Here is a 20,484-nt window from a genome sequence, read left to right as displayed (position 1 = left end):
TCCTTTACCATGCAGTGCGTGACAGTAACACTGCAAGCTCCACACGACGGCGACGAGGTCGCCGCTGCGAGCGGCGCGGCGGCGGGCGCGCGGCGCAAGCTCCCCGGTTGGGTGGCTCCAGTGCTGCTCTTCCTTGTCGTGCGGGCGGTGGGGATGCTGCTCCTGGCAAGGGTCGCCTCCCTGCGCGGATGGACCCTGATGAGCAGGCTGACCGAGTGGGACGGGCGCTGGTTCGTTTCGATCGCCCAGCACGGCTATGAGCGTTTGCCCGCGGGTTTGTATGACGCGCATTACCATCGCGACGCGTTCACGGGGTACGCCTTCTTCCCCGGCTATCCCGCTCTGATCGGCTTGCTCTCCAAGATCCCGATCGTGACAGCCGCCCAGGCCGCGGTCGGGATCAGCGTGGTGTCCAGTGTGTTCGCCGCCGCAGGGGTGGCCCGCCTCGGCGAGATCTGCGCCCGGTCGCAATCGCAGACAGACGCGCGCGCACCGCGGACAGGTCTGCTCTTCGTCCTGCTTTTCGCCGCCGCGCCGATGAGCGTTGTTCTCTGGATGGCGTATTCCGAGGCCCTGTTTTGCGCGTTGACCTCATGGGGGTTGGTGGCTCTCTTCGAGCGTCGGTGGCTGCGCGCGGGCATGTGCGCGTGCGCGGTGGGGCTCGTGCGACCGACCGCTTTGGCGATCATCGTCGTGCTCATCGTCGCGGTGCTGGCCAACACGCGCCGCAAGGCTTCGGGTGGGACCGGCGGCCGGGCGCGAGCGTGGTCCGCGGCGGCGCTCGCCCCGCTCGGCATGATCGGCTACATCTGTTGGGTGAGCGTGCGAACCCATGATGTGGCCGGATGGTTCAACGTGCAACGCCGAGGCTGGGGGACCGCGACCGACTACGGCAAGGCCACGCTGGTCTATCTCAACGCCGTGCTCGTCGAGGGCAGGGAGATCGTGGACGCCGCCACGGCGCTCATCTTGATCGCCGCTTTCGTGCTCCTCGTCATGCTGCTCGCGCAGCGTTGGCCGTGGGAGCTGAAGCTCTACGGCGTGCTCATGTTCGCGTCGACAGCGACCTCGGCGGGCCTCATGCATTGCAGGCCGAGGCTGTTGCTCCCGGTTTTCGTGCTGGCATTGCCGCTTGCGAAAGCCTTGGCGCAGACGCGTCCCCGCACGCAGTGGCTCATGGGCGCGGCGGCGGTTCTGCTGTCCGCGTGGTTCGGCGCGTACATGGTCGCGATCTACCCGCACTCGATCTAGACCAGCACTCGATGGAGCCCCGGATTCGACGGAGCCCCAGCGAACTCGGCGAATCAGTGCGTCGAGCTGATCGACGATATGGTCGCCGCGATGATGCCGATGTAGCTGATGCAGCCGAGCGCGATCAGGCCCAACCCGATCCACAGGGCGAGGCTGCCGAATTTCTTCGCGTCCGCCGAGGCTTTCTGCGCGCCTTCGAAGTCGCCCAGCCGCCAGAGGATTTCCACCTTGGACGAGGAGAAAAACGCGGCGAGGGCCAGCGGAAGCAGGAAGAACGCCCCCGCGATCGCCCAGCCGAGGTTGTTCGGCGGCGGCGTTGAGGACGGGTAAGGGTTCGCCCCCGCGTTGGGCGTGCCCGGCGCCGAGCCCGACTGGCTCGCCCCTGCGTTCGGGAAGGACTGTTCGTATGGGTTCGTCATCTCAGCTGCTCCATCATCGCTCCTGCCGCCCGCGCGGCGCCACTGTCGCCCCCACACTACCTCCTGGTGATCTTCCTGCCGCGCGCACGCACAGGGGCAGACCGCTCAAACTCGGCGGGAAAGACCCGGATAATCCAGGATGAAACCATCCGAATCGATCACGACCACGCTTTCCGAGACCGGCGAGACGACACGGACGCCGTTCGGGTCGGCGCGGTACTGCAGCGTCACTTCGGAGAGCTCGAGTTCGGGCACACGCAGGTACATCACCGGAACATCCAGGTCTTGCGGGCCCTGGTGCAGCCCGGCGCGGCGCAAGAGCAATGTGTTGAAGAAAGCGGAGAACTGCATGTCCACGTCCAGCGCGCCGTTGAAGCCGGACTTGACCGCGCTGCTGATCGTTTGCACGAGCCAGCCGCCCTGCGCGTCCCTGGTGATCGAAACCTGCTGGTCGCCGCTGGCGCGCAGCACGCTCACCGAAAGCCGCTCGGTGATGCCTTCATCGTTCGTGACGAGGTCGTACGAGGCGGAGAACGCTTCGTGGTCCTCGTTCGCCGCTGCGATGATCCGCCCGTAGGCGCGAACGCGGCTGCCGGAGAGGTTCACTCGGACGGACTCAAGCCGCGTGGCGTCGCTGCTTTGCCACGTCAGCATCGCTGGCCATTCGTGTGTGCTGGGGATCGGATCGGGGACGCTCATACTCCCCTCACTGTAGCGTGGTCACCGCTTTCTGGCCGCGCTGGCCCGCACCGCCAAGGAGAGCATTGCGTCCAGCAGCAGCGTCAGCGCGGTCACCAAAGCCGCCCCCGCCAGGACTTGGTCGTAGCGGCGAAGCTGCACCCCTTCGATCAGGATGGTGCCCAGGCCGCCGAGCCCGGCGTACGCCGCGACGGTCGCGGTCGCGACCACCTGCATCGTCGCGCCGCGCACCCCGTCGAGCACGAGGGGCAGCGCCAGCGGCAGCTGCACGCGCACGAGCACATCGCGTCTGGGCATGCCGATAGCGTGCGCCGCGTCCACGACCGCCGGGTCGACGTTCAAGATCCCCGCGTAGGTCCCGGCCAGCACGGGAGCTGCCGCGAGCAGGGTCAGCGCCAAAATCGGCGGCGTGTAGCCGACGCCAACGAACAGCAGCGCGAGGAGCAGCACCCCCAGTGTGGGAATAGAGCGCAACGTGTTCACCGCGCCGACCACCAGCGCCCCGCCCCGCCCGGTGTGCCCCACCGCCAAGCCGAGCGGCACCGCGATGAGCACGGCAAGGCCGACGGCGAGCACGGTGTACGCGAGATGCTGGAAAAGCAGAGCGGGAATGCTGGCCCCGCTCCACCAGCTTTGCGGCGTCTGCCAACGTTCAGGGGCGGCGATCACGTGCCAGGCGGCGACAATCCAATGCAACATGCCGCTACTGCCTCCTTGCCCGAGTCCACGGGGTGAGGGCGCGCCCCAACACGACCAGGACTGCGTCGACGCCGAGCGCGAGGACGAGGACCGCGATGATCCCGGCCACGATCATATCCGGGTAGTCGCGCTGGTAGCCGCTCAGAAACAGCTGGCCGAGCCCCCCAACCCCGATCACCGATCCGACCGCGACCATCGAAATGTTCGCCGCCGCGACCACCCGCAGGTTCGCGAAAAGCACGGGGGCGGCGAGCGGCAAGTCCACCCGCACCAGCCGGGCTGTCGGCGACCAGCCGACCGCGTCCGCGGCCGCCAGCACGTCGGGGTCCACCGCCGCCAATGCCTCAGGGATAGTCTTGACCTGCATCGCCGCGGTGTACAGGGTGAGGGCGGCGACCACGTTAAGCGGACTGAGGAAGCCGAAGCCCAGCACGCCGGGCAGCACAGCGAACAGCGCGAGCGACGGAATGGTGAAGACGATGTTGCTGCACGCGTCCGAGAACCGCCTCGCCCAAGGCGCGCGGGCGACCGCGGCGCCGATCGGCAGCGCGACCGCGACGCCGATGACGATCGGCAGCAGGGACAGCCAGGCGTGTTCCCATGCCATCGGCCGCGCCTTGTCCCAATGATGCGCCAGCCAGTTCATGCGAGCCCTACGCCTCGAGGCCGCTCGCGGAGCCCGCCCAGCGGTGCCCCTCGTGCTCGCGCCGCCCGGCTTCGGCGAGGTCGAGCACTTGGCGGGGGTCCACGCCGCCGATGACCGACCCGGTCTCGTCCACGGCCACGCCCAGCCCAGAGGGGGACGAGAGCGCTGCGTCGAGGGCTTGGCGCAGGCTGTCCTGCGGCCGGAAGAGCGATCCGCCCGCGGTGATGCTCTCGGCGAGGCTCGCGCCTTGCGCCAAGGCGCGCAGGCCGCGGTCGTTGATCCAGCCGAGCGGCTCCCCGGATTGCTGGACCACGAGCCGCCAGGCCTGCGGCGCGAGACGCAACTGGCCGAGGTCGTCTTCGGCCGAGGTTTCGATGGGCACCAGCTCCACGCCCCGCGCCTGGTCGAAGCCGAGCGCCCGGTAACCCCGGTCCCGGCCGATGAAAGATTCGACGAACTCGTCGGCGGGCGAGGTGAGCAGCTCTTCGGGCGCGGCGTACTGGCGCAGCTTGCCCCCCGGCCCGAACACGGCGATCCGGTCGCCGAGCAAAAGCGCTTCGTCAATGTCGTGGGTGACCAAGACAACGGTCTTCTTCAGCTCCGCCTGGAGAGCTTTCACCTGGGTTTGCAGGCTGTCGCGCACCATGGGGTCCACGGCGGAGAACGGCTCGTCCATCAGCATCACGGGCGGGTCCGCCGCGAGCGCCCTTGCCACGCCCACTCGTTGGACCTGTCCGCCCGAGAGCTGGCTCGGGTAGCGGGTCGCGAGGCTTTGGTCCAACCCGACCCGGTCGAGCAGGTCCAACGCGGCAGATCGTGCCTCGCGCTTGGGAGTCCCGTTGAGGATGGGGACCGTCGCGATGTTGTCCGCCACGGTGCGGTGCGGCAGCAGGCCCGCGTGCTGGAGCACGTAGCCGATGCCTCGGCGCAGTTTCACCGGGTCCAGTTCGCGCACGTCCTTCCCGTCGACCCGCACCTGGCCTTCGGTTGGCTCCACGAGACGGTTGATCGTCCGCATCGATGTGGTCTTCCCGCAGCCGGACGGCCCGACGAACACCGTGAACGAGCCTTCCGGGATCGACAGGTCCAGCTCCTGCACAGCTTGGGCGCCGTTCGGGAAACGGACGGACATGGCTTCGAATGCGATCGCGGGCGGCGCGGCGGCGCTCTCAGGCATGTTGGGTGGCTCCTTCCCTGGCGTCGGCCAGCACTTATTTTTCGGCCAACCGATGGTCGAGGCTGTGCGCTTTGAGCCATGCCGCCGCCGCGTCCTCCGGCTCTTGCTCGCCCTGCCCGGAGATCGCCCGGTTCAGCATGGTCAGGTCTTGCGTGGTGAGCTGGGCCGACACCGCGTCGAGCACGCGGCGCAGCTTGGGGGAGTCTTTGCGCAAGCTCACCACAGGCACGACGTTGTTCGGCGGGAAGAGGCCCTTGGGGTCGTCGAGCACGAGGAGGTCGCCTTCGGCGAGGGCCGGGGTCGTGGTGTAGACGTCGGCTCCCTGCGCCTGGTTTTTCCGCAGCGCTTCGATGGTGGCCGGTCCGCTGGAGTCATTGATCGCCATGAAGTGGTCCGCAGGGACGTCGATGCCGTAGACGTCCTTCAGCCCCGCGAGGCCTTCGTGGCGCTGCTGGAATTCCGCGTTGCCTGCCACTTCGAACTCCGCGACGTGCGCGGCCAGATCGGCGATCGAGGACAAGCCCCAGCTTTGCGCAAGTTTTTTGGTGACGGTGATGCTGTCCGTGTTGGACGCGGGCGCGGGCGTGTAGGCGACCAGTTTGACCGAGACGAGGGCTTGGTCGAGCTCGATTTTGATCTGCTCCGCCGTGACGGCTTTGGCCGCTTTGTTCACATAGCGCAGAAGATTGCCCGTGTACTCCGGGATGACGCTGATTTCACCGGAGCTGAGCGCCGGAATGTACCCTTCGCGCTGCCCCACGCCTTGTTTGCCGCCCGCGTGGAAGCCATTGGCCCGCAACGCCTGGATGTAGATGTCGGCTATGACCTCTGATTCCGGGCTCGCGGCCGAGCCGACCGTGATGGTGCTGGGGTCCGAGTCGGTCTCTGCGCCCGAGGAGAACGGGTCCGAGGAGGTCCCACAGGCGCTGAGGAGCGCGAGCGCCGTGACGGTCGCCGCGAAACCGGTCCGTGATCGCATGGCGGTATCCTTCCTGGTCTGCCGCCGAGTCCCGCACGGGTGATGCGCCTCGGCGCGTGCGTCTTCGGGTGCGCGCAACGCTTGCGGATCTTCCGTGCATGTGTAGTATATAAGCACCCCGGACTCGATTCCGGGGGCGCTCAGCCTGACCCCCCGGGGCTGAGCGCGACGGTCCTAGTATCCCTCCCCCCACGAACACGCTAGGACCGTCCTGTCTTCTTCGTGATTCTTCCTGTTCTCGCGTTTTTTCTTCCGTCGCGCGCCCGCCCGGGCGCCCGAGTGCGCGCCAGGTTGTGGAGCGTGGAAATCCTTTCTCCACAAGTCCCGGAAATCGCGCAGGGCGCGCGCATTCCGGGGGCAGCATGGTCCGCATGAGACTGTTTCGCCCGTCCCGTGGCTTCACGAGGCCACCCCGAAGCTTCGTCGCGTCCGAAGCGCCGGAAGTCCTCGCCGCCATCGCCGATCCTGTGCTCATGGAGCATGTGCGACACGTCGTCGCCGCGTCCGGGCGCGGGCTTGTCGAATCGCCGCCGCAGCGCGACCGACGAGTCTGGCGCAGCGCGGGCATGGTGCTGTTGGACGAGCAGACAGCGCGGGCCTGCGCGGGCGAACGCCTTGCCCGGGACGGGGCGACGGCGCTGGTCTGCACGGGGCCTGCCTCCCCGGCTGCGTGGCAGTTGGCGGTGCGCGTCAAAGCCGACCATGTCCTCGCCCTTCCCGAGCAGGAGCGGGATCTCGTGCGGGTCGTCGGCGAAGCAGTCGAGCGCCGGGTCGGCGCGGGACGGATCATCGCGGTCATCGGGGCGCGCGGCGGGGCCGGGGTCTCCACATTGGTCGCAGCCACAGCCCTCGTCGCGGCCAGGTCCGGGTTGCGTTCGCTCGCTGTGGACCTTGATCCGCTCGGCGGCGGGTTGGATGTGGTGCTCGGGATGGAGCGGGAGCCAGGTTTGCGGTGGGGGGACCTCGCCCTCGTCGGCGGCCGGGTGTCAGCGGCGGCTCTGCACGAGGCGCTGCCCAGCCGGTCCGGCAATCTCTCTGTGCTCGGCGCGGGTTCGGCCGATCTGAGCGCTCCGAGAGGAGCCATCGAGCCGGAGGCGGCGCTCGCGGTGCTCGACAGCACCCGTTCGGCGGGGGACGCCGTCGTCGTCGACCTGCCTCGGCATTGGGGGGATCTGCAGCAAGCGGTCGTGGCAACAGCCGATTCCACGATCCTGGTCCTCCCCGCGGAGTTGCGGGCGATCGCAGCGGGTCGCTCTCTCGCGCTTGCTCTCTGCCGAGAGTGCGCGAGCGTGGGCGCGGTCGTGCGCGGCCCGTCTCCTGGAGGGCTGCGTCTTTCACGCGCGGCGGAGCACGCGGGCGTCCCGCTCATCGCGACCATGCACGACGAGCCGCCGATCGCGCTCAGTCTGGAGCGCCACGGGCTTGTCTTGCGTGCGCGCTCAAGCGTGCTGCGCGCCGCGGCGGCGGTGCTCGGACGCGGCCCCGCGAAGGCTGTTCGGCGATGAGGACGATGACCGGGCCGGTTGTCGAGCGGGTACGCGAACGCCTCGCCCGCCGCGGCGGCGACATCACCTATGCGGTGCTCGCCCAGGCTGTCCGCGCTGAGGCAGGAGGACTGCTCGGGGACACCGACGTCCTTGACGCCGTCCGCGCCTTGCGGGTGGAATTCCTCGGCGCCGGGCCTTTGGAGGAACTGCTCGACGAACCGGACCTATGCGACATCTTGGTCAACGGTCCCGATCAGGTTTGGACCGACCGAGGCCAGGGCCTTGTCCGATCCGCGCTGACGTTCCCCGACGAGGCCGCTGTGCGCCGGCTGGCGTGCCGTTTGGCGCTTTCCGCGGGCAGAAGGCTCGACGAAGCCCAGCCGTTCGTCGACGGCAAGCTGCCTGGTTTCGGGTGCCGGGGCTGCGATGTCCGGTTGCACGCGGTGCTCCCGCCGCTTGCGGCGCGGGGGACGTCCATCGCGTTGCGCGTGCTGCGGCCCGCCACCCAGAGTCTTGACGAGCTGGTGGAGCGCGGATCGGTGCCCCCCGAGGCAGCCGCTCTTGTGCGGCGCGCGGTCGCCGAACGGCACTCCTTTCTAGTGACCGGAAGCACCGGATCGGGCAAAACGACCCTGCTTTCCGCGCTCTTGGCGCAGGTGAGCCAGCATGAGCGGATCGTGCTGGTCGAAGACTCCCCAGAGCTCGCCCCCGCGCACCCGCATGTGGTCTCGCTCGTGGCCCGCAAACCCAACGTGGAAGGCGCTGGCGAGATCACGGTTCGCGAATTGGTGCGCCAGAGCCTGCGCATGCGGCCAGACCGGGTTGTGGTCGGCGAAGTTCGCGGCGCCGAAGTCGTGGACCTGCTTTCTGCGCTCAACACCGGCCACGACGGCGGCGCGGGCACCGTCCACTGCAATTCCCCGCGCGAGCTGCCCGCGCGGCTGGAGTCGCTCGCTGCCATGGGCGGCTTGGACCGCGCGGGCCTGCACGGCCAGCTCGCTGCCTCGGTGCGGCTTCTTTTCCATATGCGCAGGACGGCTCCGTCTGGCGCCAGGACGCTCGTGGAGATCGCGCGGCTGGACGCTCAGGCTGGCGGCGTCATCGCGCGGGAGCTGTGGTCCGCGCGATGACGGCCATGGCAGTTTTGCTCGTCTCGTGCGCGTTCGCTGTGTGGCCTTCCTCGGCCGCGGCCAGCCGGACGCGCGCGCTCCTGCGCCCGAAGACCTGTGCAGGGGAGCACGCGCGCCGGGTTCGAACAGCGGGCTTGGCACGCCTTGCGGAGAAGTTTTGGTGGGCTCCCGGCGGCGGCGCGCTCCTTGTGCATCCTGCGCTTGGCTGCACAGTGTTGCTGCTCGCGGCCAGCGCTCGCGCGGCATGGCGCGCCCGTGTCCGCCGCCTTCGGCGGCGGGAGCACGAGGCTGCCGTCCAAGCGGCGCTCATGGCGGTGGTGGACGAGCTTCGTGTCGGCGCGCATCCCGCCCATGCGTTCGCGTCCGCCGCGCAGGAGGGCGCTTTGGCGGCGACCTGCGGCGGAAGGGAAGTTGCGCGGACCATGCGCGAAGTCGCCGCGCGGGCCCGGCTTGGCGGGGACGTCGGCCAAGGGCTGCGCCGACGGGCTGCTGCGGCCCGGTCTGCGGGGCTCGGCCTCGGCGGAGCCTTTTGGGAACGGCTCGCGTCCTGTTGGGAGCTGTCGCATCAAGAAGGCGTGCCGATCGCTCAGGTGCTGGGCTCTGTCCGGGCCGATGCGGTGCAACGGGTCCGATTCGCCGAACGGGCCGACGCGGCGCTCGCTGGCGCGCGGGCGACGGCGAAGATCCTTTCCGGTTTGCCCTTGCTGTGCGTGGTGCTCGGGCAGTCCCTGGGGGCGCAGCCGCTGCGTGTTCTCTTCTCGGACTCGGGGTCGTTCCTCCTCATGATCGGGTGCGGTTTCCTCTGTGCGGGCCTGGCCTGGTCCAGGCGCATCACCGCAGGAGGAGACCGATGACGTGGTGTGCTTGCTCCGCTGCCAGTCTGGCATTGGCGCTGCTTGTCGCCCCGAGCCCGTCGCTCTGGCTCTTGCGGGTCCGACCGCAGCCGGTGTGCGTCCCGGGTGCGAGCAGGAGAACAGCCCGCTTGGACCAGCTTGGGTTGGCCGCGAGCTACGACTTGCTCGCCGTCAGCTTGCGGGCAGGTCTGCCGACATCCGTTGCCATGCGGGCAGTGGCGCAGTCCGCCCCGGAGCCGCTCGCGGGCGCTCTCGCCAAGGCCGCCTCTTTGCTCGCTCTCGGCGCAGGCCCGCGAACAGCATGGGAGGAGGCGGCTGCGCTGGAGGTCACCGCGCCGCTCGCGCGGATGGCCATACGCTCGGCGCGGAGCGGGACCGCGTTGGCGGAAGGTTTGGGCGAACTCGCCTCAGGAGCCCGGGCGGAAGCGCTCGACCAAGCGGCGGCCGAAGCCAGCCGCGCCGCGGTCCTGCTCGCAGGACCGCTCGGATTGTGCTTTTTGCCAGCGTTTTTCTGCCTCGGGGTGATGCCGGTGATCGTCGGTTTGGGATCAGGAGTCATGAGGGACGCATGGTGATGACAACTTCCGCCCGAACGTCGGGCGGAATCAGAGAAAGGAGGCCGCATGTGGTGGCCGCACGAACAACGAGAAATTTTGCGGCAGCGAGGAGTCGCGCTGCTCTGCCGGATTGCCGCCTTCGGCGGCGAAGAGGAAGGCATGAGCACCGTCGAATACGCGATAGGCACCGTGGCGGCGGCAGCGTTCGGGGCGCTCTTGTACACCGTGCTCACCGGTGGCTCGGTGGCCTCTTTCCTGCAAAAAATCATAGAAAAAGCGCTCACGACCAGTGTGTGAGAGGCGAGGCGGGCATGGTGACCGTGGAATCCGCTTTCGGAGTCGCCGCCATTGTGTTCGTGCTCTTCGGCTCGGCGCTCGCGTTGCTCGCGGTCGGCGACCACATCCGTTGTGTCGACGCCGCGCGCGAGGCGGCGCGGCTGGCCGCGAGGGGCGATGCGCGCGCTGCTCGCTCCTCGGCGGAGCGGATCGGCCCGCGCGGCGCCCAGATCGCCATTGACGACCGTTCGGGGATGATCGTGGCGACGGTGACGTTCCGGGCTCCGTTTTTGACGACGGTGGACCTCGGGGCGAGCGCGGCGGCCGCTCCCGAACCGGTGGCTGGCCCATGAAGGACGAGCAAGGTGCCACAACTTTGCTCAGCGCGTGTGCCATCGCCGCCTTGATGATGTTCGTTCTGCTGCTCAGTTGGCTCTGCGCCGCCGTCTCGGCGAGGCATCGGGCGCAGTCCGAGGCGGATCTCGCCGCCTTGGCGGGGGCGTACCGGGCTTTGGACGGCGAGGAGGCCGCATGCGCTGCGGCGCGAGCTCTCGCCGCTCAGTCCTCAGGGCGCCTCGCTTCGTGCCGGTTGGCGGATCTGGACGTCCTTGTCGTGGTCGAGGTGGACGTCGCGGCTGCGGGTTTCTCGTTCGGCCCTGCGCGGGCGGGCGCCCGCGCAGGGCCCGCGCCCGGATAGCGCCTGCTCTGCGTGCGGCGTTGGCCAGCCGGTCGGCAGCGGCCCGTTGTGTTCTTCACGGGGCGTGCGTACTATCAGAAGCATGCGTGACTTTGCATGCCACACTTGCGGGCAACGACTGGTCTTCGAGAATTCGGTTTGTCTGAACTGCGACAGCCCGGTCGGCTACAGCCTCGCCGATCACGATGTGCTCGTCATCGACCCAAGCCGATTCCAGCCGTGCGCGAATCTGAACCTCGCGGCCTGCAACTGGCTGGTCCCGGCCGGGTACGAAGCGGGGCTGTGCGAGTCGTGCGCGCTCACGCGCACGAGGCCGGCGGACACGGACACCGAGTTCCTCGCGTTGTTCGCCGAGGCCGAGGCGGCGAAGCGGCGCCTCGTCGCGGAACTGCACGATCTTGGTCTGCCTTTGGTCGGCAAGGCGGAGGACCCGCAGGGGGGCCTCGCGTTCGATTTGCTGTCGAGCGCGACCGAGAACGTGGTGATCGGGCACGCGGACGGCGTCATCACGCTCGATCTCGCTGAGGGCGACGACGCGCACCGCGAACAGATGCGCGCCGAGCTCGCCGAGCCGTACCGCACGCTGCTCGGGCACTTCCGGCACGAGAGCGGGCATTACTACTACACTGTCCTCGTCACCGACGACACCGTCAAACAGCAGTTCATGCAGCTGTTCGGCGACCCAGACGCCGATTACCAGGCCGCGCTCGACCGCCATTACTCCGAGGGCGCGCCAGCTGGCTGGGAGGACGAGTTCGTCTCGTCGTACGCGACCATGCACGCCGCCGAGGACTGGGCCGAGACTTTCGCGCACTACCTGCACATCCGGGACACCCTCGACACCGCTGCCGCGTTCGGATTCGCCCCGGCCGGGGTGTCCATCGACAAGCCGAAACCCGGCAGAGTGGGTTTTGACCAGCTCATTGAGCATTGGCTGCCGCTGGCCTGGTCGCTGAACATGGTCAACCGGTCTATGGGGCACCCAGACCTCTACCCGTTCGTGCTCGCGCCGAAGGTGCTCGACAAGATGGCGTTCGTCCACGAGCTCGTCGCGGCGCGCGGCCAGGGGAACAGCTAAAGCGCGCCGGGCGCCGCTCCAAGCGGGGCAGGAGGATGCCCGCGCGACCCTCCGCGAGGCGACGCGGGGCCCGTGCGGTGGTGCCCAGCTTGCGCAGTGTGCTCTACTACAAGGACGAGAGCGAGTTCGCCCGATATGCCGACAAGGAGGAACGCCAGCTATGGCATTGGGAACCGTGCAGTGGTTCGACCCCGAGAAAGGTTTCGGGTTCATCGCTCCGGACGACGGTTCCGCCGAGGTGTTCGTCCGGTACACCGCCATTGAGGGCAGCGGCTTTCGGAAACTGGTGGAGAATCAGAAAGTCGAGTTCGAGACCGCGCTGGTCGGCAAGGACCTGCATGCCACCGCTGTGCGGGCGGCGGCCCAGGCCCGGCTCCCGCATCAGGGCCAGTGACCAGCGCGGCTAGGCTGACACGCCGGAACACCTGAGATCCAGGTTATCTTAGGTCTGAGATGAAGAGAGTGTGACGGCTCGCGGCGCAAGCCAAGCGCGCGAACAGCACAACCGGGAAGGTATGGCAACGGTGGCAGCACGGCGCAGCGCCGACGGCGCGCGTGGTTCTCAGAGCGACAGGCTCCGGCGATTGGTGATCGTCGAGTCCCCGACCAAGGCTCGCAAGCTCGCGTCCTTCCTGGGCGGGGAGTACGTCGTGGAGTCCTCACGGGGGCATATCCGCGACCTGCCGAGGGGCACTGCGGACATCCCGGCCAAATACAAGTCGGAGCCGTGGGCCAGGCTCGGGGTCAATGTGGAGGCGGATTTCGACCCGTTGTATGTGGTGAGCCCGGAGAAGAAGGCCACGGTCACCGAGCTGAAAGACAAGCTCAAGGATGTCGACGAGCTGTATCTCGCGACGGACGGCGACCGGGAGGGCGAGGCGATCGCCTGGCACCTGCTGCAGACGCTCAAACCCAAGGTGCCGGTGCGCCGGATGGTGTTCCACGAGATCACCGAGCCGGCTATCCTCGCCGCCGCGGCGAACCCCCGCGATCTGGACACGGACCTCGTGGACGCCCAGGAGACCCGGCGCATCCTCGACCGTCTCTACGGCTATGAAGTGAGCCCGGTGCTGTGGAAGAAGGTGATGCCGAGGCTTTCCGCCGGCCGGGTGCAGTCGGTGGCCACGCGCATCATCGTGCAGCGCGAGCGTGAGCGGATGGCGTTCCGTTCGGCCTCCTACTGGGATCTGTCGGTGACCGTGGGGACGGAGCCGGAGTTCTCCGCGAAGCTGGTCGAGCTCGACGGTTTGCGGGTGGCTTCGGGCCGGGACTTCACCCCGCAAGGCGAGCCTGCGAACCCGGACCGGGTGCATATTGTCGGGGAGGCTGAGGCCCGGGCGCTCGCCGAGGCGCTTGTCGGCGCACAGCTGGACGTCGCCGACGTGGCGGAGAAGCCGTACTCGCGCAAGCCGTATCCGCCGTTCATGACCTCCACTCTCCAGCAGGAGGCGAGCCGCAAGCTGCGTTTCTCCACCGACCGGACCATGCGGATCGCCCAGCGGCTGTACGAGAACGGCCACATCACCTACATGCGAACCGACTCGGTCACGCTCTCCCAGCAAGCGACGGAGGCCGCGCGTTCGCAGGCCGCCGCGCTGTTCGGATCGGACTCGGTGCCCAAGGCTCCCCGCCAGTACGCGAGCAAAGCGAAGAACGCGCAGGAGGCCCATGAGGCGATCCGCCCGGCGGGGGACTCCTTCGTCCGCCCGGAGCAGCTCGCCCAGGCGCTCGACCAGGACGAGCTGCGGCTGTACGAGCTGATCTGGCGGCGCACCGTGGCCTCGCAGATGGTGGACGCTCGCGGCACGAGCACGAGCCTTCGGCTCGCCACCACGACGACCGCGGGGACCGCCTCGGCGCGTGATTGCGTGTTCGCGGCTTCGGGACTGGTCATCACAAATCCGGGCTTTCTGCGCGCGTACGTGGAGACAGTGGACGAGCTCGCGGGCGGCGAGGCCGACGACGCCCAGCGCCACCTGCCGCAGCTGGCGAAGGGGCAGCAGGTCGCCGCGCGGGAGGCGGCGCCCGCCGAGCACGCCACCTCGCCGCCCGCCCGGTACACCGAGGCTTCGTTGGTGAAGGCGCTCGAAGACCTCGGCATCGGCCGTCCGTCGACGTACTCGTCGATCATCGACACCATCCAAGAGCGCGGTTACGTGTACAAGAAGGGCGCCGCGTTGGTGCCTGCATGGGTGGCGTTCGCGGTCGTCGGCCTTCTGGAGGCGTATTTCGACCCGCTCGTGGACTACGAGTTCACCGCCCACATGGAGGACGAGCTCGACGCCATCGCGGCTGGCCGCGAGCACCGCACCCCGTGGCTCAACCGGTTCTACTACGGCGACGAGAACGGACCTGTGCGATCAGTCGCCCGCGCGGGCGGTCTCAAACGCCTCGTCGGGGCGAACGCGGAGACCATTGACGCTCGGGAGGTCAACTCGATCCCGGTGTTCGAGGACTCCGAGGCGCGTCAGGTCTGGGTCCGGGTGGGCAAATTCGGCCCGTACCTGGAGCGGATGGTCAAGGACGACCAGGGCGAGCTGGTCTCGCAGCGGGCGAACTTGCAGCAGGGCCTCACGCCGGACGAGCTCACCCCTGAGCTGGCAGAGCAGCTGTTCGCCACCCCGAGCGAAGGCAGGGTGCTGGGCTTCGACCCGCAATCCGGCCACGAGATCGTTGTGAAAGAGGGCAGGTTCGGCCCGTATGTGACCGAGGTGCTGCCACCTGCGGTGGTTGCCCAGCAAGAGGAGAAGGCCAAGGCCAAGGGGGGGAAGAACGCCGCTGCCCCGAAGCCGCGCACTGCGTCGCTCTTCAAGTCCATGACCCCTGAGAGCGTGACCCTCGAGGACGCTGTGCGGCTGTTGTCCTTGCCCCGCACGGTCGGCTCCGACCCGAACACCGGCGAGGAGATCACCGCGCAGAACGGGAAGTTCGGGCCGTACCTCAAACGCGGCTCTGACTCACGGTCTTTGGCCAACGAGGAGCAGCTGTTCACGGTCACGCTGGACGAGGCTTTGGCGCTGTACGCGGAGCCGAAGCGCCGCGGAGCCCAAGCGGCGGCCGGGCCGCTCCGGGAGCTCGGTGTCGATCCGGTCAGCGGTGTGCCGATGGTGGTCAAGAGCGGCCGATTCGGCCCGTACGTCACGGACGGGACGACGAACGCGAGCCTGCGCAAGGGCGACGAAGTGGAATCATTGACCGACGAGCGCGCGGCGGAGCTGCTTGCCGAGCGTCGTGCTGCTGGTCCGGCGAAGAAGAAGCCCGCCGCCCGCCGGACTCCGGCGAAGAGCACGACGGCCAAACGGCCGACGACGGCCCGCAAGACCACGACGAAGAAACCGACGAGCTGAGGTCAGCTTCGGGCGCGGGCCAGCCGGGTCGGCGCTTCTCGTCCGCGCACGCAGACTTCTTCGCCGAGCTCCCAGTGCTGTGCTTCTTCTGGATCGGCGAGGCCCACGGCCCGTTCTGAGGTGAGCAGCCCGCCTGGTTCGAGTTTCGCGAGTTCGCAGAGCCGGGAGGCTTCGTTCACCGCGTCGCCGATGACGGTGTACTCCAACCGCTCGTCCGCCCCGATGTGCCCGGCGACGACCAAACCGGCGGACACGCCGATGCCGACGTTCGTCTCATGCAGCGGTCCGGCCAGCACTTCGTGCAGCGCGCGCGCCGCGCGCAAGGCGTGCCCGGCGAAGTTTTCCAGTTCCAGCGGGGCCCCGAAGATGACCAGGGCCGCGTCGCCGAGGAACTTGTTCACGTACCCGCCTTCGGCTCCCACCACGTCCACCACGGCGTGGAAGAACTCGTTGAGCAGTTTCACCACGCGGGGAGCGCCCAGGTGGAACGCGAGCCGCGTGGACCCGACGAGGTCCACGAAGAGGACGGCGACGAGCCGCTCCTCGCCGCCGAGCTGGACGCCGTCCTCGACGGCGCGTTGCGCGACCTCGGAGCCCACGAACTGGCCGAAGAGGGCGCGCAGTTGTTCTCGTCCGCGGATCTGTTGGATCATGTCGTTGAACCCGGACTGCAACAGGCCCAGTTCGGTCGTGGTGTTCACCTCGACATGGGCGGACAGGTCGCCTTGCTCGACTTGGCGCATCGCGCCGCGCAGGGCCTGGATCGGCACGCCGATGCCCTTGGCGAGCTGATTGGCCGCGAGCAGGCCGACGGCGATGGTCAAGGCGGCGAGGATCGAGACGGGCAACATGAGCTGCTTCGGGTTGCCGTGCAGGATGCCGAGCTCGTGGCCTGTCGTGATGCCGAAGATCGCGAATGCGGGTATGCCGGAGCACAGCAGCCACACGAGTTGCACGCGCTGGGACACCTTGCTCGCGCGTTTGGCTTCCGCCCCGTCGGCGATCGCCTCGCTGATGATGGGGCGGAGCACCTGTTCGGAGCGCAAATAGACGATCATGCAGACCACGGAGCCGCCGAGCACCGCGCCGAAGGCCCCGATGAGCGCGAGCCGCGGCGAATGGCGGGCGATGAACCCGACGAAGACCAGCGAGCCGAACAACCACAGCGATCCTGACGTCCACATCTGCCAGGAGGGCAGGCGCAATGCCCGGTCTTTGGCGCGCTGCGCGTTCGCCGAATGCTCGCGACTGTGGTTCCAGATCAGCGTCGGAACCGCGTAGCCGAGATTGACCATGCTGGAGACGGCGATGCCCAGGCTGAGCAGACCGAGGAAGAGCAGTTGCGAGCGCCAATCGCCGAGGTCGGTGTAGGAGACCGCGTCCTCGGGCGGCAACCCGAACTGCAGGAATCCGAAGACGATCAACGCCCCCAGCACATTCGCGTAGACGACGTACAGCACGATCAGCGGCCAGCGGGTGCGGGGCAGCCAGCGGAGGAGATTGAGGATCCCACGGGGTGTGAACCCCAGCTCGGCAAATCTGCCTTGGCGCATTCGACCACAGTAGCGGATAGCCTGTGCGTAGACTCTCGCTATGGCAGACAAGCAGCTCGGCGCCGCGCGGCCAGACCTGGGCGGCGCGGTGACCCGGCAGTGTCTTTGGGCGGCCGTGCCGCTCGCGCCGCAGGTGGTCCTTCACGTCGCTGCAGGGTCGGCTCCGCGTGCCCGCCGTCACTGACGAGCAGTTCGAGCGCGTCCGCGCGCTTGTGGCTTCGATTCCCGAGGGCAAGGTGGCGACCTACGGCGATATCGCCAAAGCTGTCGGGCTCACGAACCCGAGACAGGTCGGTTGGATCTTGCGCGAGGACTCCGCGGATCTGCCGTGGCACCGGGTCGTCGGCGCGTCGGGGCGGCCCGCGCAGCATCTGACGGCAGAACAGCTCGCGCGGCTTCGGTCGGAGGGGGTCCTTGCTTCAGGCGGGAGAATTTCTTTGCGCGAGCGGCGCCATGTTTTCCCCGGCCCGGGCGGGAATACGAACGGCGGATGGCTGGTTGCACCTCGCATGCCCGAAGAGTTCACTTTCGAATACGTCAAACAGCATCCGAACACCTGGGTCAAAGAACAGATCGAGGTGTACGAGTCCTCGGGCGGCGCCAAAGGCACGACGTTGGAGGGCATGCCGACGGTCATCCTCTCCACGATCGGCGCCAAGTCCGGCGAGATTCGCAAGGCTCCGCTGATGCGCGTCGAGCACGACGGGGTGTACCTCGCGGTCGGTTCGTACGGCGGCGCGCCGAAAAGCCCGGCGTGGGTTGCGAACCTGCGCGCCAACCCGGTGTTCGAGCTGCGCGACAAAGAGCAGGTTTTCACCGTGCGCGCGGAGGAGATCAAGGACGCGCAGACGCGGGCGGCATGGTGGGAGCGCGCAGTGGCGGCGTATCCGCCCTACCAGGACTACACGAAGAAGACGGATCGCGAGTTCCCGCTTTTCACCCTGACCAAGGTCTAGACGCCGACCGGCTCCTCGACTCGTCTCCGCTGGGCCGTCGACCTCGGGCCGCCGATACGGTACTGGCTGCCGCGATGTTCCTCGGGCAGTCGGTCGCCCTTGCCGAAGAGCTTGTTGCGCAGTGTGCCCGGCGCGTATTCCTCTTGGAACAGGCCGCGCCCCTGGAGTTCGGGGATGACGAATGCCACGATGTCCTCGAAGGTGCCCGGTGTGACCGCGTAGGCGAGGTTGAAACCGTCTACGTCTGTTTCCTGCACCCAGTCCTGCAGCACATCCGCGACGTGCTTCGCGGAGCCCACCAGCCGGGGCCCGAGCCCGCCGATGGCCGCCGCGCGCCCGATGTCCCCGATTTTCCACTCCTTGCCCTGTTCGTCGGGGGCCTGCAGGGCCGCGACGGCGGAGTGGATCGCATTCGATTTGACGTTCCCGATGGGTTCGTCGGGGTGGTATTTCGACAAATCGACCCCGGTCCAACCGGACATCAACACGAGCCCGCCTTCTGCGCTCGCGTACTTGAGGAAGTCGTTGTGTTTGGCGTGCGCGAGCGCTTCGGTCTCGTCGGTGACAATCGTCAGAAGCGTGTAGATCCGGGCCGAGTACGGGTCCCGTCCTGCTTTGACCAGCTCGGACCGGATTGTTGCGACCCGTTCTTTGAGCAATGCCTTCGTGGGCGAGGCGAGGAAGATCGCTTCGGCGTGCTGGGCGGCGAACTGCACGCCTCGTGTGGAGGCTCCGGCCTGGTAGATGACCGGGCTGCGTTGCGGCGAGGGCTCGCAGAGGTGCATCCCCGGCACTGAGAAGTGTTTCCCGTGATGGCCGATGTGGTGGACTTTCTCGGGGATCGTGAACACTCCGCGCTCCCGGTCGCGGACCACCGCGTCGTCTTCCCAGGACCCTTCCCAGAGTTTGTAGAGCACTTCGAGGTATTCGTCCGCGTGCTCGTAGCGCGCGTCGTGCTCAGTGTGCTCCTGGCCCATGTTGCGCGCCGCGGCGGGCAAGTACCCGGTGACCACGTTCCAGCCGATGCGCCCTTTGGTCAGGTGGTCGAGGGTGGAGAGGCGCCGCGCGAACGGGTAGGGGTGCTCGAAGGCGGTGCCCGCTGTGACGCCGAAGCCGAGGTCTTTGGTCACCAGCGCCATCGCGGAGGCCAACAGGAGCGGGTCGTTCACCGGCACCTGCGCCGCCTCGCTGATCGCGGCCTGGTCGTTCCCGGCGTACACGTCGTACGTGCCGAGCACGTCGGCGATGAACAGGCCGTCGAACTTGCCGCGCTCCAACAGTTTCGCCAGTTCGGTCCAATAGTCCAGATCCTTGTACCGCCACGCCTCGTCCTCCGGGTGCCGCCACATGCCGGGGGACTGGTGCGCGACGCAGTTCATGTCGAAGGCGTTGAACCGGATTTTTCTCGACTGCGTCACTGAAGTGCTCCTTTGTCCGCGGGGAGGTTGCGTTCGCCGACGGTCCACGCGTAGGGCGGCGCTTCGCCGACCAGCAGGTTCGCTCCGACGCGCTGCTCTTTGTAGATCACCGGGTTGTGCAGCGAGATCGTGCGGGCGTTGCGCCAGTGCCGGTCCAGCGCGGCGCCAGAGCGGGTGAGCGAAGCCCCGCCCACTTCGAAGAGGTCTGTGACGGAGCGCAGCACGAGGGGGATCACGGAACTTTGCGCCTTCGCAGCGGCGAGCTCTGCTTCGTCGTACGCCTGCGGGGGGACGTCCTCGCCCGCGTTCAACCGGTCCAGGATCTCGCCCAGCAGCTCCGCGACCGCGAGCACGGTCGCTCGGGCGGCGAACGCGGCCCCTTCGCCCCGTCCGATCACTTGCTGCACGAGCGGGTCGTCCTTCGGCAGGTCGGCGAGCGCGTGGTTGTAGGTCCGGGTGCGTTGTTGGGTGACTGCCACGATGTCGGCCACCGCGCGTTTGGCGATCCCTGCGAGCACCGACAGCTGGACGAGCTGCAAAAGCGCGGCCTGATGGCCTTTGCCCGGAGTGCCGTAGCCGCCTTCGAAGACTCGGTCCGCCGCCACCTGCACCCCCGCGTACCGGGAGGTGCCGCTTGCGGTGAGCCGTTGCCCGAAGCCGTCCCAGTCGTCCTGTTGGGAGACCCCCGGCTGGTCCGCGTCCACCAGCACGCCGACGCGCTCGTCGCCTCGTTGCGCGGCCACCAGGATGTGGTCGGCGAACAGGCTGCCTGTGGAGTAGAACTTCTCGCCGTCCAAGCGCCAGTGCGCGCCGTCTTGCGAGAGCGTCGTCTGGTACCGGTCGTGGAACCCCGCTCCGGGCTCGGTGATCCCATTGCCGAAGATCGCGCCCTCCCCGGCTTTTCGCAGCCAATGCTCACGGCGCTGCGGGTCTGTGTCCAACCGGAGGTCCTCGACGAAGCCGGTGTGCACGCGCAAGGCCTGGGGCAGGTTCGACTCCGCCTCGGCCAGTTCGATGTTCAGGCGGAACAGTTGGGGCAGGCTCGCGCCGAGGCCGCCGAACTCCTGTGGCACCCGAAGCCGGGTGTACCCCGCCTCGAGCAGCAGCTCGACCTCCGCGAAGGGGAGCCTGCGCTCGCGCTCGCGCTCCGTGGCGCCTTTGGCGATTTCTTCGAAGACCGGACGGAATCGGGCGCTCAGCTCCGTGTCGCTTGGAGCCGGGGAGAAGACAGCAGTGGACATGTCCGCAATGCTAGGCGCCG

The 20,484-nt window shown here is 68.2% G+C and carries 22 protein-coding genes and 1 pseudogene; 14 read left to right on the top strand and 9 right to left on the bottom strand.

Annotated features, from left to right (window positions below):
- Positions 1–9 precede the first annotated feature (9 nt).
- The gene (locus SROT_RS13095; RefSeq protein ID WP_013139501.1) at positions 10–1,251 is read left to right on the top strand and encodes a mannosyltransferase family protein; all 1,242 of its coding nucleotides are present in this window, start codon (positions 10–12) and stop codon (positions 1,249–1,251) included.
- 53 nt (positions 1,252–1,304) lie between these two features.
- Here SROT_RS13095 and SROT_RS13090 read toward each other — a convergent pair whose 3' ends face one another.
- The 6 genes from SROT_RS13090 to SROT_RS13065 form a co-directional block, all read right to left on the bottom strand.
- Positions 1,305–1,670, bottom strand: coding sequence for a CD225/dispanin family protein (locus SROT_RS13090; RefSeq protein ID WP_013139500.1), 366 nt, complete (start codon positions 1,668–1,670; stop codon positions 1,305–1,307).
- Between the two features lie 105 nt (positions 1,671–1,775).
- Positions 1,776–2,369 carry a putative glycolipid-binding domain-containing protein gene (locus SROT_RS13085; RefSeq protein ID WP_013139499.1) on the bottom strand — a complete coding sequence of 198 codons (594 nt, stop codon included), beginning with the start codon at positions 2,367–2,369 and terminating at the stop codon, positions 1,776–1,778.
- 21 nt (positions 2,370–2,390) lie between these two features.
- Complete coding sequence (locus SROT_RS13080; protein WP_013139498.1) at positions 2,391–3,068, bottom strand: ABC transporter permease; 678 nt, start codon at positions 3,066–3,068, stop codon at positions 2,391–2,393.
- Positions 3,069–3,072: 4 nt separating this feature from the next.
- The gene (locus SROT_RS13075) at positions 3,073–3,714 is read right to left on the bottom strand and encodes an ABC transporter permease (protein ID WP_013139497.1); all 642 of its coding nucleotides are present in this window, start codon (positions 3,712–3,714) and stop codon (positions 3,073–3,075) included.
- A 7-nt stretch (positions 3,715–3,721) separates the two neighbouring features.
- Positions 3,722–4,891, bottom strand: coding sequence for an ABC transporter ATP-binding protein (locus SROT_RS13070; RefSeq protein ID WP_013139496.1), 1,170 nt, complete (start codon positions 4,889–4,891; stop codon positions 3,722–3,724).
- 34 nt (positions 4,892–4,925) lie between these two features.
- On the bottom strand, positions 4,926–5,870 hold the full coding sequence (locus tag SROT_RS13065) for an ABC transporter substrate-binding protein (RefSeq protein WP_013139495.1): 945 nt from the start codon (positions 5,868–5,870) through the stop codon (positions 4,926–4,928).
- 371 nt (positions 5,871–6,241) lie between these two features.
- Here SROT_RS13065 and ssd point away from each other — a divergent pair, with 371 nt between their 5' ends.
- The 10 genes from ssd (at position 6,242) to topA (ending at position 15,296) form a co-directional block, all read left to right on the top strand.
- Complete coding sequence (gene ssd / locus SROT_RS13060) at positions 6,242–7,375, top strand: septum site-determining protein Ssd (protein WP_187288042.1); 1,134 nt, start codon at positions 6,242–6,244, stop codon at positions 7,373–7,375.
- Entirely contained in the window at positions 7,372–8,487 is a 1,116-nt protein-coding gene (locus SROT_RS13055) for a TadA family conjugal transfer-associated ATPase (RefSeq protein ID WP_013139493.1), read from the top strand. Before ssd ends, SROT_RS13055 begins: the two co-directional genes overlap by 4 nt.
- Positions 8,484–9,341, top strand: a complete 858-nt coding sequence (locus tag SROT_RS13050) for a type II secretion system F family protein (RefSeq protein WP_013139492.1) — start codon at positions 8,484–8,486, stop codon at positions 9,339–9,341. The genes SROT_RS13055 and SROT_RS13050 overlap by 4 nt, the downstream gene beginning before the upstream one ends.
- On the top strand, positions 9,338–9,916 hold the full coding sequence (locus tag SROT_RS13045; RefSeq protein ID WP_013139491.1) for a type II secretion system F family protein: 579 nt from the start codon (positions 9,338–9,340) through the stop codon (positions 9,914–9,916). Before SROT_RS13050 ends, SROT_RS13045 begins: the two co-directional genes overlap by 4 nt.
- Positions 9,917–9,964: 48 nt before the next feature.
- Positions 9,965–10,195, top strand: coding sequence for a DUF4244 domain-containing protein (locus SROT_RS13040; protein WP_013139490.1), 231 nt, complete (start codon positions 9,965–9,967; stop codon positions 10,193–10,195).
- Positions 10,196–10,209: 14 nt separating this feature from the next.
- Positions 10,210–10,527 (top strand): TadE family type IV pilus minor pilin, encoded by a 318-nt coding sequence (locus tag SROT_RS13035; protein WP_013139489.1) that lies wholly within the window; start codon positions 10,210–10,212, stop codon positions 10,525–10,527.
- Complete coding sequence (locus tag SROT_RS13030) at positions 10,524–10,871, top strand: Rv3654c family TadE-like protein (protein WP_013139488.1); 348 nt, start codon at positions 10,524–10,526, stop codon at positions 10,869–10,871. The genes SROT_RS13035 and SROT_RS13030 overlap by 4 nt, the downstream gene beginning before the upstream one ends.
- 82 nt (positions 10,872–10,953) lie before the next feature.
- A complete protein-coding gene (locus SROT_RS13025; RefSeq protein WP_013139487.1) occupies positions 10,954–11,949 on the top strand; it encodes a zinc-binding metallopeptidase family protein in 996 nt (331 codons plus the stop codon).
- 160 nt (positions 11,950–12,109) lie between these two features.
- Positions 12,110–12,343 (top strand): cold-shock protein, encoded by a 234-nt coding sequence (locus tag SROT_RS13020; RefSeq protein WP_013139486.1) that lies wholly within the window; start codon positions 12,110–12,112, stop codon positions 12,341–12,343.
- Positions 12,344–12,464: 121 nt separating this feature from the next.
- A complete protein-coding gene (gene topA, locus SROT_RS13015; RefSeq protein ID WP_013139485.1) occupies positions 12,465–15,296 on the top strand; it encodes a type I DNA topoisomerase in 2,832 nt (943 codons plus the stop codon).
- 2 nt (positions 15,297–15,298) lie between these two features.
- Here topA and SROT_RS13010 read toward each other — a convergent pair whose 3' ends face one another.
- Positions 15,299–16,849: an adenylate/guanylate cyclase domain-containing protein gene (locus SROT_RS13010; protein ID WP_013139484.1), complete on the bottom strand. Its 1,551-nt coding sequence runs from the start codon at positions 16,847–16,849 to the stop codon at positions 15,299–15,301.
- Positions 16,850–16,889: 40 nt separating this feature from the next.
- On the opposite strand from SROT_RS13010, the gene SROT_RS16825 reads away from it, so the two are divergent.
- The 3 genes and pseudogenes from SROT_RS16825 (at position 16,890) to SROT_RS13000 (ending at position 17,805) form a co-directional block, all read left to right on the top strand.
- Complete coding sequence (locus SROT_RS16825) at positions 16,890–17,033, top strand: hypothetical protein (RefSeq protein WP_187288039.1); 144 nt, start codon at positions 16,890–16,892, stop codon at positions 17,031–17,033.
- Positions 17,017–17,250 (top strand): annotated as a pseudogene (locus tag SROT_RS13005) (MGMT family protein); the annotation flags it as partial. The gene SROT_RS16825 and the pseudogene SROT_RS13005, both read left to right, overlap by 17 nt.
- A 108-nt stretch (positions 17,251–17,358) precedes the next feature.
- Positions 17,359–17,805: a nitroreductase family deazaflavin-dependent oxidoreductase gene (locus SROT_RS13000; protein ID WP_041408043.1), complete on the top strand. Its 447-nt coding sequence runs from the start codon at positions 17,359–17,361 to the stop codon at positions 17,803–17,805.
- On the opposite strand, the gene SROT_RS12995 is transcribed toward SROT_RS13000, so the two are convergent.
- On the bottom strand, positions 17,802–19,223 hold the full coding sequence (locus tag SROT_RS12995; protein WP_013139482.1) for an LLM class flavin-dependent oxidoreductase: 1,422 nt from the start codon (positions 19,221–19,223) through the stop codon (positions 17,802–17,804). The two genes, SROT_RS13000 and SROT_RS12995, sit on opposite strands and share 4 nt — an antisense overlap.
- Positions 19,220–20,464, bottom strand: coding sequence for an acyl-CoA dehydrogenase family protein (locus SROT_RS12990; RefSeq protein ID WP_041407336.1), 1,245 nt, complete (start codon positions 20,462–20,464; stop codon positions 19,220–19,222). Before SROT_RS12990 ends, SROT_RS12995 begins: the two co-directional genes overlap by 4 nt.
- Positions 20,465–20,484 lie beyond the last annotated feature (20 nt).

It is taken from the genome of Segniliparus rotundus DSM 44985, assembly GCF_000092825.1.
GTDB lineage: Bacteria > Actinomycetota > Actinomycetes > Mycobacteriales > Mycobacteriaceae > Segniliparus > Segniliparus rotundus.
The sequence above is the reverse complement of the archived record's forward strand: the minus strand, read 5'-3'. Positions and strand labels throughout refer to the sequence as shown.